This is a genomic window from Pseudonocardia yunnanensis (genome assembly GCF_039534065.1).
Lineage (GTDB): Bacteria > Actinomycetota > Actinomycetes > Mycobacteriales > Pseudonocardiaceae > Pseudonocardia > Pseudonocardia yunnanensis.
Window position 1 is genome coordinate 156707 of record NZ_BAAAUS010000027.1, and the last position, 12277, is coordinate 168983.

At 71.2% G+C, this 12277-nt stretch carries 14 protein-coding genes; 4 read left to right on the forward strand and 10 right to left on the reverse strand.

What is annotated here, in order from left to right; translation table 11 throughout:
• Positions 1-12: 12 nt before the first annotated feature.
• Positions 13-330, reverse strand: coding sequence for a TFIIB-type zinc ribbon-containing protein (locus tag ABD743_RS25485; protein WP_344724732.1), 318 nt, complete (start codon positions 328-330; stop codon positions 13-15).
• A 106-nt stretch (positions 331-436) separates the two neighbouring features.
• Here ABD743_RS25485 and ABD743_RS25490 point away from each other — a divergent pair, with 106 nt between their 5' ends.
• Positions 437-1738, forward strand: a complete 1302-nt coding sequence (locus ABD743_RS25490) for a wax ester/triacylglycerol synthase domain-containing protein (protein WP_344724733.1) — start codon at positions 437-439, stop codon at positions 1736-1738.
• A 43-nt stretch (positions 1739-1781) separates the two neighbouring features.
• Positions 1782-2936, forward strand: a complete 1155-nt coding sequence (locus ABD743_RS25495) for an NAD(P)/FAD-dependent oxidoreductase (protein WP_344724734.1) — start codon at positions 1782-1784, stop codon at positions 2934-2936.
• Positions 2937-2946: 10 nt separating this feature from the next.
• Here the strand turns inward: ABD743_RS25495 and ABD743_RS25500 are convergent, their stop codons facing one another.
• From ABD743_RS25500 to ABD743_RS25520, 5 genes are all read right to left on the reverse strand, one after another.
• Positions 2947-3978 carry a DUF2278 family protein gene (locus ABD743_RS25500; RefSeq protein ID WP_344724735.1) on the reverse strand — a complete coding sequence of 344 codons (1032 nt, stop codon included), beginning with the start codon at positions 3976-3978 and terminating at the stop codon, positions 2947-2949.
• Positions 3979-4120: 142 nt separating this feature from the next.
• Positions 4121-4903, reverse strand: coding sequence for an SDR family NAD(P)-dependent oxidoreductase (locus tag ABD743_RS25505; RefSeq protein WP_344724736.1), 783 nt, complete (start codon positions 4901-4903; stop codon positions 4121-4123).
• A gap of 145 nt (positions 4904-5048) precedes the next feature.
• A complete protein-coding gene (locus tag ABD743_RS25510; RefSeq protein WP_344724737.1) occupies positions 5049-6368 on the reverse strand; it encodes an ABC transporter substrate-binding protein in 1320 nt (439 codons plus the stop codon).
• Positions 6369-6396: 28 nt separating this feature from the next.
• Positions 6397-7239 carry a carbohydrate ABC transporter permease gene (locus ABD743_RS25515; protein WP_344724738.1) on the reverse strand — a complete coding sequence of 281 codons (843 nt, stop codon included), beginning with the start codon at positions 7237-7239 and terminating at the stop codon, positions 6397-6399.
• Positions 7236-8105: a carbohydrate ABC transporter permease gene (locus ABD743_RS25520; protein WP_344724739.1), complete on the reverse strand. Its 870-nt coding sequence runs from the start codon at positions 8103-8105 to the stop codon at positions 7236-7238. Before ABD743_RS25520 ends, ABD743_RS25515 begins: the two co-directional genes overlap by 4 nt.
• A 196-nt stretch (positions 8106-8301) precedes the next feature.
• On the opposite strand from ABD743_RS25520, the gene ABD743_RS25525 reads away from it, so the two are divergent.
• Both ABD743_RS25525 and ABD743_RS25530 read left to right on the forward strand, forming a co-directional pair.
• A complete protein-coding gene (locus tag ABD743_RS25525) occupies positions 8302-8625 on the forward strand; it encodes an antitoxin VbhA family protein (protein WP_344724740.1) in 324 nt (107 codons plus the stop codon).
• Entirely contained in the window at positions 8622-9251 is a 630-nt protein-coding gene (locus ABD743_RS25530) for a Fic/DOC family protein (protein ID WP_344724741.1), read from the forward strand. Before ABD743_RS25525 ends, ABD743_RS25530 begins: the two co-directional genes overlap by 4 nt.
• Before the next feature lie 23 nt (positions 9252-9274).
• On the opposite strand, the gene ABD743_RS25535 is transcribed toward ABD743_RS25530, so the two are convergent.
• From ABD743_RS25535 to ABD743_RS25550, 4 genes are all read right to left on the reverse strand, one after another.
• Positions 9275-10060 (reverse strand): MBL fold metallo-hydrolase, encoded by a 786-nt coding sequence (locus ABD743_RS25535; RefSeq protein WP_344724742.1) that lies wholly within the window; start codon positions 10058-10060, stop codon positions 9275-9277.
• Positions 10061-10155: 95 nt separating this feature from the next.
• Positions 10156-10758, reverse strand: coding sequence for a TetR/AcrR family transcriptional regulator (locus ABD743_RS25540; protein ID WP_344724743.1), 603 nt, complete (start codon positions 10756-10758; stop codon positions 10156-10158).
• 37 nt (positions 10759-10795) lie between these two features.
• Complete coding sequence (locus tag ABD743_RS25545; protein ID WP_344724744.1) at positions 10796-10990, reverse strand: ferredoxin; 195 nt, start codon at positions 10988-10990, stop codon at positions 10796-10798.
• Positions 10991-11030: 40 nt separating this feature from the next.
• Complete coding sequence (locus ABD743_RS25550) at positions 11031-12236, reverse strand: cytochrome P450 (protein WP_344724745.1); 1206 nt, start codon at positions 12234-12236, stop codon at positions 11031-11033.
• Positions 12237-12277: the final 41 nt, after the last annotated feature.

Below are 12277 nucleotides of genomic sequence, written 5' to 3' on the forward strand. Positions count from 1 at the left end.
TGGGCGTGCTGATCAGTCGAACAGCCCCTCGAGGAAGCTCTTCTTCCGCCGCCCGTGGCCCGAGTGACCGGAGTGGCCGTACGGCGGAGGGGAGTCGGAGTAGTGGCCGCTGTTGTGCCGGTCGTGGCCGTGTGAACCGTAGGGCGGAGGGGAGTCGGAGTAGTGGCCCGGAGCGCCTCCCGTCGGCCCGTAGTAGCTGTGCTCGGCGTTGGAGATCTGCTCGAGCTCACCGCGGTCGAGGAAGATGCCACGGCATCCCTGGCACTGCTCGATGTGGATGCCGCCGCGGTTGACGGTGTGCATGACATTTCGACACTTCGGACAATTCACCCTCTCATCGTACTGAAAGTTGATCCGCGGCGGCGGGGCGTGAGCGGGCGACGGTGCACGCACGGGTGTCTTGTCGGGAAAGCCGCAGGTGGGCGACAGTGTCGGGATGACGGCACCGCTGACGGCCGAGGACAGGGCGATCCTCGAGCTGGAAGGGCCCACGGTGGTCGGGCACACCTGCAAGGTGATCACGCTCGGGCCCGGGGCGCCCACGGCCGCCGCGCTGCACGCCGCCGTGAGCAGACGGCTGGCAGGCGCTCCCCGGCTGGCGTGGCGGCTCAGCGGGCCGTCGACCGAGCCGGAGTGGTGTGTCGACCCGTCGTTCGACGTCCGGGAGCACATCTCGGAGACCCGGTCGACCGCCGAGCTCGACAGCGTCGCGCTTCGTGCCGAGGTCGCCCGGCTGTTCGAGCAGCACCTCGACCGGCGCCGCCCGCTGTGGCGCATGGATCTCCTCGGACCACTCATGGGCGGAGGCACCGCGCTGGTCTGGCGGCTGCACCACGCGCTGGCCGACGGGACCACCGCGATGCGCTTGGCGCGCAGCGTGCTGTGGGACCGCCGCCCCGGGCAGCCGGCCGTGCGGACCTCGCCGCCGGTGACCCACGCGGCCGACGACGTCCGCCGCCGCCACCACCTCGCGGGCCTCATCGAACGGGAGTTCCTGCCCAGCCTGCGCCGTTCGCCGTTCGACCTGCCGATCGGTCCCGACAGGGAGATCGCCCTCGCGGAGACCGCCCTGTCGCAACTGCGCACGGCAGCGCGGTCGCTGGCGGGCGCCACCGTGAACGATGCGGTGCTCGCGGTTCTCGCCGGGGCGCTGCGGACATGGATGCTGCACCGGCACGGGCCCATCCACCGGGTCCGCGTCAAGGTTCCCGTCAGCCTGCAGAACGAGAGCGAGCCGGCCGGTAACCGCGACTCCTTCTTCTGCGTCGGTCTGCCGCTGGACGTGCCCGAGCCGGTTGCGCGGCTGCGCGCGGTGCGCCGCGAGACGGCGTTGCGCAAGTCGCGCCACGATGCCCAGGAGATGGCCGAGTGGCTCGACAAGCTGGGGCGGGCGTCGCCCCGGCTGCGGCGGTGGTGCTCCGAGTTGCAGGCGGCCCCCCGCTCGTTCGCGCTCAACGTGTCGAACGTGCCCGGGCCGAGGCAGGATGTCTCCGTGCTCGGTGCCGATGTCGAGGCGATCCACTCGATCGCGGAGGTGGGGGAGCGCCATGCGCTGCGCGTGGCGGTGGTCTCGGTCGGTGACCGGCTGTGCTTCGGCCTCTGCGGTGACCGGGGCGTGATCGTCGACCTCGACGTGCTGGCCGGAGCGATCGACGACGAGGCTGCCGCGCTGGTCGCGGCTGCCGGTGGCACCGGGACCGGAACCGCCCGGCAGGGACGTGCGGGCGTCGGCCGGTGAGCCGGATCGCGGTGCGGGTCGAACGGGCTGCGAGAGTGTGACGGTGCAGGTCGTCGTCATCGGAGCCGGTGTCGTGGGCGCGGCGGTTGCGCTCGGACTGGCCGAGCGGGGGGCCGACGTCACGGTGCTGGACGCGGGCAGGCCCGGCGCCGGCACGTCCGGCACGTCGTTCGCCTGGGTGAACTCGGCGAACAAGGAGCCGGAGCCCTACCACGCGCTCAATCACGCCGGGGTGCGCGCCCACCACGAGCTCGCCGGCGATGGTTCGCCGTGGTTCTTCCCGACCGGCAACCTGGAGTGGGCCGTCACCGAGCAGCACCGTGCGTCGCTGGCGGCGAGGCTCGATCGGCTCACCGCCCGCGGCTACCCGGCGCGGCGGCTGACCGCGGAGCAGGCCCGGGAGCTCGAACCGGATCTGATGGTGACCGGTGAGGACGTCGACTTCGCGTTCTTCCCGGAGGAGGGGCATGTCCTGCCCCTCGTGTTGCTCGGCCGGCTTCTCGGCGACGCCCGGGACCGTGGGGCGCGCGTGCGCGTCGGAAGCGCGGTCGTCGAGATCGAGCGCACGCCGACGGGGGCGGTGATCGGCACGGCCGACGGCGCCCGCTATTCGGCCGACGTCGTCGTGAGCTGCACCGGACGATGGACGAGCGCGGTGGCCGGCCTGGCCGGGGTCGGCGTGCCCATGGTCGACGCCACCCGGGCAGGCTCGGCAGCCGTGGGGATTCTGGCTACCACGGAGCCGGTGGCGGTCCGGTTGTCGCGGGTGCTCACCGGACCGCAGCTGAACGTCCGTCCCGACGGTGGTGGCCGGCTGCTGTTGCAGGGGCTGGACCTCGATGCGCGGGCGGACCCGGCCGTCTCACTGACGCCGGGCGGTGTGGAGGGCAAGGAGCTGCTCGGCAGACTCGCGCAGGTGCTCCGGTCCACCGCGGACGCGGAGATCGCCACCGTCCGCCTGGGACAGCGCGCGCTCCCTGGTGACGGCCTCACGGTGGCGGGCTTCACCGACGGCGATGCCTGGTTCTACGTCGTCGCAACCCACAGCGGCATCACGCTCGCCCCGCTGCTGCGACGCCTCGTCGCGGGTGAGGTGTTCGGTGAGGAGTCGGGGCTGCTCGCCGAGTTCCGGCCCGGCCGGTTCGGCGACGGCCCGCAGGCCGCCGCCGCTCCGGCTCGGCAACCGGGCGAGCAGTGAGCCGCGCTGGTCAGAAGACGAGCGTCCAGCCCTCGTTGTGCGCCTGCTCCGCCGTGTAGGACACGCCGTGCACCTTCAGCGCCTGCGGGTCGAGCAGGGTGATGGCGCCGCCGCTGTTGCCCAGCGTGACCCCGTCGGTGAGGGCGACGACCAGCGTGGCGCCGGCGGCGAGCGGCCCGCTGGGCACGGCGCACGTCCGCTTCGCACGGTCGGCGATCTGCCAGCCGGTGAGGTCGAGGGGATCGGGAGAGGCGTTGATCAGCGTGACGGTCTCCGCCTCGGGTGCGGGGCCCACCGGGTTGACCAGCGCGGCGACGATGCGGGCCGCCCCACCGCCGGTCGGTGCCGCTCCGCCGTCGCCCGGTGCCGGATGAGGATCCTCGGCTCCCGGGATCGTGTGCCCTGTGGTGTCGTCGGTGTGCCACGCCTGGCTCTGGAACGCCAGGAAGATCGCCACCCAGCGCGACTCGTCGGCGAGGTGCAGGAGCAGCCCACCGTCCTGCCAGACACCGTCGTCCCGCGAGAACTGGGCGGAGTTGCCCTGGTTCATGTGGATGTCGTGCACCCCGTTGCCGGGCTGGAAGCCGAACACCTGGTCGGCCTGGTCCTCCGGGCCCCAGCGTTCGCCGAACACGTACGCGGTGACCTGCTGGTTCGCCTTCGCGCGCAGGACGTAGTGGTCGAGCAGGTCGGCGAGGTCGTTGTCGGGGCCGCCGGCGTCCGGCGGCAGCAGCCGCATGGCCGCCGGGTCGAACAGGTTGGCCCGGATGTAGTCGAGGTTCGCCCCACCCGGCCCCGGGTGCAGTGGTGTCCAGCCCGAGCCGGCCTCGGGCAGCGCTGCGGTGACCGGGTGGCGGAAGTCGTCGACGACGAGGTAGCGCAGCTCGGAGGGCGCCTCCGCGGACTCGACGTTCACGGCCGCCCGGTAGTGCACACCCCCGTCGTCGACGAGGTGGATCTGGTAGTGCGGGGAGTCGGACGACCCCTCGCGGCGTGTGTCGACGACACGCCCGGACAGCACTCCGTAGGCCTTCAAAGGCATGGCAGCCCCCCAATGCACATGTTCCTGATGCTAGGAACACGCAGGTCAGGTGTTGATGTGTTTGCCGGGAGGCGGCCGGCGGGCGACTCGCGGGTGAGGAATGGGCGACTCGCGGGACCGGGTGCGCAGCCGCGCTGATCGGTCAGAACGGGCTGGGGAAGCTGCCGGTGAGGCCACCATCGACGGTGATCGTCTGCCCGGTCAGGTAGCTCGCGAGATCCGACATGAGGAACAGCACCGGGCCGGCGATCTCGGACGCCCGGCCGGCGCTGCCACGCGGAACGTACCCGTCCACGCGGGCCCATCCCGCGTCGTCGACGAGCGCGTCGAGGCGGGGTGTGTGGGTGATTCCGGGGGCCACGGCGTTGACCCGGACGCCGAGCGGGGCGAGCTCGTGTCCGGCCGACTCGACCATGCGGTGGAGCGCGGCCTTGGCGGCACCGTAGAGGGTCTGGCCGGCCGAGAACGTGTGCCCGGAGATGGAGCCGATGAACACCATGGCCCCACCGCCCGCCTCGGCGATGGCCTGGCCGCCGACCCGCAGCGCCAGGAAGGCGTGCCGGAGTACGACGTCGAACTGGTCGTCGTAGCGGGCCTCGTCATAGCTCATCACCGGACCCATCAGACCCCGGCCGACGATGTCGACGAGCCCGCTGACCGGGCCGATCCGGCCGGCTTCGGCGAAGACGTGTTCCATGCCGTCGCTGCGGATGACGTCGGCCGTCACGGCGAACCCGCCGATCTCCTTCGCCACGGCCTCCACCGGCTCGATCCGCCGTCCGACGCAGACGACCGTGGCGCCCGCCTGTGCCAACGCGTGGCTGCACTGGCGGCCGATCCCGGCGCCCGCGCCCAGCACGACGACGACACGGCCGTCCAGCCGCAGCTGGTTCGGGTAGTCGGGCACCGCCTCGGAGCTGCTCACCGGTGCGGCCCGAGATTCGTGGGATGGACGAACGTGAGCCTCATGGGGCGCCTCCTCCGACAGCCGGCCCGATCCGAACCGCCCTCGACGCTAGGGTGCCCCGGTCCGCTCGCGCTGCTCGTGGTGACGCAGGAGACGGGCCGGTTCAGCGCAGCGCGGCGTTGCCGGCGTCCTGGGCCGCCTGCAGTCCCTGCGGAACGGGCGTCCGACCGGCGAACACGTCGTTGAGGATCGGCTCGAACGCCGTGGAGCCCGCACCGAACTTCGGCCCCGACGGCGCGGGGATCGTCGCGGTGCCACCGTCGGCGCCGAAGTACCGCGTGTCGACCCCCCGCGCGGTCCAGTAGTCGAAGTAGCCCTTCTGGGCCGCGCTGACGGCCGGAAGCGCGGCACCTTCCGCGCCGACGAACGAGGCGCCCTGGTCCGAGCCGAGCCAGCGCAGCACCCGCAGGATGGCCTCGTGCCGTGGGCTGTCGGCGTTGCCCGCGGCGATCACGCTGTTCACGACGCTGACGCGGCCCGCGGGCCCGGCGAGCAGAGGCGCGATGCCCCAGTCGAAGGTGGCTCCGTCGTCGATGTTCTTGAGGTTGTAGGTGCCCGACTGGAACAGCGCCATCTTTCCCTGGATGAACTGATCGCGGCTGAAGTCGGGATTGTCGTTGGTGGCGGAGGCGGGCGGGCTCACGTGCTGGGTGTTGATCAGGTCGACGAGGTAGGAGAACGCCTGCTCGGTGGGCGGTTCGGTCATGGCGAACGTGTCGTCGGGGGCCTGGAACCGGCCGCCGTTCGAGCCGATGAAGTTGTAGTAGATCGCCTGCAGGTCGCGCGCGGCGTTGAAGCCGTACTGGGTGACGGATCCCGGGTCGAAGCCGGGCTGGTCCGCGGTGCGCCCCGCGGCGTCGCGGGTCAGGCGGCGGGCCGCGGGCAGGAACGTGTCGGCTGCGGGATTCGTCGGGTTCCAGGTCAGGTTCGCCGGATCCACGCCCGCCGCGTCGACCATCGCCTTGTTGTAGTAGACGACGATGCGCCCGTCGGTGAGCGCCGGAACGCCCCACAGCGTCCCCGCGCGGCTGTACTGCTGCACCGCGGCCGGCACCCAGCCGCCGGTCTCGCCTGCGAGCTCCCGTCCGACGTCGATCAGCTTGCCGCCGTCGGCGAGCGCGCCGAAGTAGGACGTGTTGAGCCAGTAGATGTCGTCGGCGGTGCCGCTGGCCACGTCGAGCGTCAGCCCGGTGAAGTAGTCGGCGAAGGGCACCGTCCGGACCTGCACCCGGATGTCCGGGTTCTGCGTGCTGAACTCGGCGAACGACTTCTCGTACGCCGCGGCCACCTGGTCGTCCCACACCCGCATGGAGACGGTGGTGACGCCGTCGGCCGCCGGCCCGTCGTCCGGGCCCGCGGGAGAGCACGCGGCTAGCGGTACGAGCAGTGTGGCCGCGAGAACGGCCCGCCGGCTCAGTCTCATGCTGGGACTCCTGGTTCTCCTGCGTTCGTCACCGGAAGCCGGTGATGGTGATCGAGCGGATGACGTGGCGCTGGAAGACCAGGAACAGCACGAGCAGCGGCAGGATCGCGACCGTCGTGGCCGCCATGACGATGGTCCAGTTGCCGTTGTACTGCGACTGCAGCCCGGCCGTGGCCACCGTCAGCACCTGCCACTGGCGCCCGGTGGTGATCACCAGCGGCCACAGGAAGCTGTTCCAGTGCGTGACCACGGTGATGATCGCCAGCGTCGCGAGGATCGGCCGGCTGATCGGCACCACGACGTGGCGCAGGGTCCGCAGGGTGCCAGCGCCGTCGAGCTTCGCGGCGTCGAGGAGGTCGCCGGGGATCGAGCGGAAGTACTCGCGCAGCAGGAAGATCGCGTACGGCGAGCCGAAGACCTGGGGGAGCACCAGCGCCCAGAACGTGTTGCGCATGCCGAGGTCGGCGAACATCGTGTAGAGCGGGATGATCGTCACGGCCTGGGGCACCATCAGCGTGGCCAGATACACCCAGAACAGCGCGTCGCGGCCGGGGAAGCGCAGCCGGGCGAACGCGTAGGCGGCGAACACCGAGAAGAGCAGCTGCCCCACCAGGATCACGCCCACGACCTGCGCGGTCACCACGATCGGCGACACGAAGTCGTAGCGCCCGCCGAAGAGGTCGGTGAAGTTGGCCACCGTCGGCGGGTCGGGCGGGCGCAGCACCGGCTGGGAGGCGAACTGCCGCGGTGACTTGAGCGCCGTCATGATGCTGAGCACGAACGGGGCCAGGGTCACCACCGCGCCGAGGACGAGCAGCAGGTACGTGGCTCCGGTGGGGACGGCCCGCCGGAACCGGGCGGGGGCCGTCACGTCGAGAGGTCGTAGGTCGTGCGGCGGGCGAACCACCGCTGCTGCACGAGGGTGATCACCACCAGGAGCAGGAACAGCACCACGGCCATCACCGCTGCCTGCCCGATCTCCCGCGACTCGAACGCCTCGTAGTAGATCCGTCCAGCCACGACGTCGGTGACGCCCTGCGGGCCGCCTTTCGGGGTGAGCGCGTAGACCGAGTCGAAGACCTGGAAGCTCGAGATCACGCCGGTCACCAGGACGAAGAACAGGGTGGGGCGCAGCAGCGGCAGGATGACCAGGCGGAAGGTCTGCCAGGGGCCTGCGCCGTCGAGCAGCGCGGCCTCCAGCACCGTGGACGGGATCGCGCGCAGGCCTGCGACGAAGAACAGGGCCACGTACCCGACCTGCGTCCACACGGTGACCGCCGCGACCGACGGCAGCGCCAACGCCGGGTCGGCCAACCACTCCACGCGGAGGCCGAGCAGGGCGTTGAGGGCGCCGTCGGTGGGGGCGAGGATCCAGCGCCACACCACGCCGAGCACCAGCGGCGCACAGATCCACGGCAGCACGTACACCACGCGGAAGACGGCCGAGCCGCGCAGGCCCCGGTTGAGCAGCAGCGCCGCACAGAGCCCCAGCACCGTCTGGGCGGGAATCACGATCGCTACGAAGACGGCCGTGACCAGCAACGATCGCGCGAACTGCCCGTCCTGCGCCACCTCGACGACATTGTCGAAGCCGACGAACGTGCGCGGGCCGATCAGATCCCAGTGCTGCATGGCGAGCCAGACCACGACCAGGATCGGCAGCACCAGGAACGCCGCCACACCGAACAGGCTCGGGGCGAGCAGCAGGTAGGCGGTGCGTGTCTCACGGGACCTCATCGTGGCGATCTACTCAGTGGGCTCCCGGTCCGACGCTCCGCCGGAGCGCTCCGTGCTGCCGTCACCGTGGTCCCCGAGATGCGTGTCGTCCGAGTTGGATGGTCATCGGAGCTAAGATCCTCTTCGCGCTGCTGTCAAGAAATGCCCTCACGCCCAGGCCGCCGAGATGCGTACGCATTCGTGTACCTTCGCGGACATGCGACCGCCGGAAGTCCTGTCGTTCCGGGAGTTCCGTGCCGGCCTCGCCGCCACGCTGAGGCGCGTGCAGAGCCCCGGGAGTGAGCCCGTCTTCGTGGGCGCCCATCGCAGGCCGGAAGCCGTCGTCATGTCCGTCTCACACTACGAGGCGCTCGTGGCCGCCGCCGAGCGGCGCGAGGCTGTGGCGGAGGCGCTGGCCTCGGTGCGGGCCGAGGGCCTCGAGCCCAGCACGGAGGCACAGCAGCTGTTCACGGCGGTCGCGGCAGGCGATCTCGACACCGATGAGCTCCGCGAGCGGGTGCTGGCGCGCTACCACCGGTGAGCTGGGATCCCTACCTCGACCTGGACACCGGCGTCCTGCACAACCGGCTCGGAATCAGCGACCGCCTGGAGCTCGCGAGGGCCGAGGCCGACCTGACGGCGTCGCGGCTCTACGACCTGCAGCGCACCCGGCTGACCGGTGACTACGACCTGGACCACCTGCGGTCCTTCCACCGGGTGATCTTCGGGGACGTCTACGCCTGGGCAGGGGAGCTGCGCACGGTCTCGATCGGCCGCGGCGGGCTGTTCTGCCTGCCCAGGGATCTCCGCTCCTCCGGCAGTGACGTGTTCGACCGCCTCGCCGACGCCCAGTACCTGCGCGGACTGGATCGGGAGACGTTCCTCGACCGCCTCGCCGATCTGCTGGCCGACGTCAACTACCTGCACCCGTTCCGCGAGGGCAACGGCCGGACGCAGCGTGCCTTCCTCGCCCAGCTCGCCCGCGACGCCGGTCACCGCATCCGCTGGGCGCTGATGGACCCCACGACCAACGTCGCCGCGTCCGCTGCGGCGCTTCGCGGTGACAACCGGCAGCTGCGTCACCTGCTCGACCTTCTCGTCGTCGGCGGAGGCTTTCCCGCCCCCAATCGACCCGAGCAGCCGCCGCGGCCCTCCGAGCCGGGGTAGGACGGGGCCCGGGGCTACCGCTCCTACGTCAGGTGGTCGAAGTCACCCCGGACCCAGCCGATGTGGCGGTCGGCCGAGCGGCGCACGATCGCCCGGGCGTCGGAGTCGATCTTCGCGCCGAAGTTGCCGTAGAGCCGGTCGAACTCGAAGCCCTCGACCGCCTGGGCGATCCGCTCGACCACGGCGCCGGAGAGCGGGATGCGGTTCGGATAGCTGCGCATGAAGCTGACGGACGTCCGGTCCGGGTTGGGCATGATCGTGTCGCCGCTGAGCAGCACGCCCGCCCCTGCGGCCCCCGCCGCCCAGTGGGCGACCGCGCTGCCGGGGAAGTGGCCGCCCGGCTGGGTCAGCGTGACACCCGGCAGGAGCTCCACCTTGCCCGACCACGGGCGGATGACCGGATCGGGCCGGGCGACCCAGTCCATGTCCCGCTCCGCGACCAGCACCTCGGCGTCACCCAGCGCCCGGCTCCACTCCACCTGCACCCCGAACATGTGCGGGTGGCTCGGCACGATCGCGACGACCTCGCCCAGCTCGCGTATGACCGCTGCGGTCTCCTCGTCCAGGTAGCCGATCGGGTCCCACAGCAGGTTGCCCTCCGACGTGCGGACCAGCTTGGTGTGCTGACCGATGCCGACCTGCGGGTCGCTCGTGATGGAGAAGAGGTCCGGCTCCAGCTCGGACATGACGAGCCGCTGGCCCGCGGCCGCCAGCTCGTCCAGAGTGGTCCACTGCTGTCCCTCGGCCGGCACCCACTGCCGCTCGTCGGCGCAGATCCGGCAGACCCCGATCGCTTCCGTGTGCTCCACCGCGCATGTTCGACAGATCGAGAAACCCACGGCTGTCCCCTCCACCTCGACGCTGGCCCCACACCACCATCCCCGTACCGACAGTCTGGTCCCCGTCAGACGCCGTGCACGTCCGGGGTCGAGGGCGGTGGCAGGACGGTCGGGGCCGGGCGCAACCCGTCGATCAGCAGGGCGAGGTAGCGCTTGCGATCGGCGCCGCCCGGATCGCGGGGGTGCACGGTGGCCAGAGCCATGATCGTGACGGCGGCGAGGTCACGCGCCACCAACTCCGGGCGCACGACACCGGCCTCTGCGGCGCGGCGAAGCGGCCGGTCCATCGTGTGGACGAAGCGGCGCATGCTCTCCATGTCCAGCGCGCGCGTCTCGCGGGCGATCGCGAGCACCACCTTCCGCCCGGCGAGCACCTCGACCGTGGCCTCCAGCGAACTGACCAGGTCACGCCAGGGGTCGTCGGTCTCCACCGCCATCGCGGGCTCGATCTCGGCGGCAACGATGTGCTGGAAGACGGCGCGCACGAGCTGTTCCCTGTTGCGGAAACGCCGGTACACGGTGGCGACGCCGACCCCGGCGCGCCGTGCGACCTCCTCGAGCGTGACGGCCGACCCGGCCTCCTCGAAGGCCTGGCCGGCCGCGACGACGATGCGCTCGTAGTTGCGCGCGGCGTCGGCTCGTAGGCCGTGCCCGTCCGTTGCCGTCACCCGCGCACGCTAACAACCACGTGGTGTGAGCGCGTCCTCAGTCGTCCAGGGCGCGTAGCGCACCGGACGGGCAGAGGGCGACGGCCTGCCGAGCGGCGTCGGCTTCGCCCGGGGGAACGTCCTCGACCAGGAGCTCGACGATCCCGTCGTCGTCCTGGTCGAAGACGGCGGGAGCGGTGAGCACGCACATCCCCGCACCGATGCAGATCTCGCGGTCCGCGGCGATCTTCATTCCTGTCACTCCGTCCTGTCCGTGTGTCGTGTCGGGGTGCTCACCAGGTGACCGGCAGTGAGCGCAACCCGTAGATCGCGTTGTACACGTGGAAGTCGACCTCGTCGTCAGGCACCGCCAGCGCGAGGTTCGGGAAGCGCCGGAGCAGTGCAGGGAAGGCGGTGTGCATCTCCATCCGGGCGAGTGGCGCCCCGAGACAGTGGTGTACCCCGTGGCCGAATGCGACGTGGCCGGGCGCACCGCGGGTGATGTCCATGCGTCCCGGGTCCTCGATGAAGCCCGGGTCGCGGTTGGCCGCCGGGAGCGCGACGACGAGCAGCTCGCCCTCGGGAATGACCTGACCGGCGATCTCGACCTCGGTGGTGGTGGTGCGCGGGATGCCGGAGTGCACGATCGAGAGCCAGCGCAGCAGCTCCTCGACGGCCGGCGTGACCATCTCCGGGTCGTCGCGCACCATCGCGAGCTGCTCGGGGTGGCGCAGGAGAGCCAGCGTGCCGAGACCGAGCATGTTCGAGGTGGTCTCGTGTCCCGCGATCAGGAGCAGCGAGGCGATGCCGACCAGCTCGTCGAAGCTCAGGTCGTCGCCGTGCTCCCGGATGAGCATGCCGATCATGTCCTCGCCGGGGTCGGCCATGGCGCCCTTCACGAGGCGCGTCATGTACGTCCGGTTCTCGCGCATCACGGCGACCCGATCCTCGGCGGACAGCGATACGTCGAGCAGTCGCCCGGTGCGCTGCTGGAACTCGGCGCGGTCGGCGTAGGGCACACCCAGGAGCTCGCAGATCACGAGCGATGGCACCGGCAGGGCGAAGGTGGCGACCAGGTCGGCGGGCTTGCCTGCCCGCTCGATGTCGTCCAGGGCGGCCTCGACGATCTCCCCGATCCGGGGCTCCAGCCTGCGCATCCGGCGCACGGTGAACTCGGGCGTGAGCATCCGGCGAAGCCGGGTGTGGTCGGGCGGATCGAACGCGAGCATCTGCCCGGCCCGCATCTGTTCGAGCTCCTGCTCGGTGAACTGCGGACCGTCGGGCCGCTCGAACCTCCGGGTGCGGGCGTTGCTGAACCGGACGGCGTCGGACAGGACCTCGCGGACGTCCTCGTACCGGGTGATCAGGTAGGCGGGTGGGCCGCCGAAGAGCGTGGGCACCTTGGTGATGCCCCCACTGTCGCGGACCTGCAGAAGCTCCTCGACCGGGTCGAACTGCTCGCGCCGCATGTGCAGGGGCAATGCCGGTGCTTCGGTCATGTGCCTGCTCACCTTCTCCTTGCTGAACGGACAGCTCCGAT

Excerpts from the sequence above, each read along its gene's own strand:
- ABD743_RS25545 (WP_344724744.1), bottom strand. The coding sequence starts at position 10,990 with ATGAAGATCGCCGCGGACCGCGAGATCTGCATCGGTGCGGGGATGTGC.
- ABD743_RS25510 (WP_344724737.1), bottom strand. The coding sequence starts at position 6,368 with ATGAGACTGAGCCGGCGGGCCGTTCTCGCGGCCACACTGCTCGTACCG.
- ABD743_RS25500 (WP_344724735.1), bottom strand. The coding sequence starts at position 3,978 with ATGCCTTTGAAGGCCTACGGAGTGCTGTCCGGGCGTGTCGTCGACACA.
- ABD743_RS25550 (WP_344724745.1), bottom strand. The coding sequence starts at position 12,236 with ATGACCGAAGCACCGGCATTGCCCCTGCACATGCGGCGCGAGCAGTTC.
- ABD743_RS25490 (WP_344724733.1), top strand. The coding sequence starts at position 437 with ATGACGGCACCGCTGACGGCCGAGGACAGGGCGATCCTCGAGCTGGAA.
- ABD743_RS25520 (WP_344724739.1), bottom strand. The coding sequence starts at position 8,105 with ATGAGGTCCCGTGAGACACGCACCGCCTACCTGCTGCTCGCCCCGAGC.
- ABD743_RS25525 (WP_344724740.1), top strand. The coding sequence starts at position 8,302 with ATGCGACCGCCGGAAGTCCTGTCGTTCCGGGAGTTCCGTGCCGGCCTC.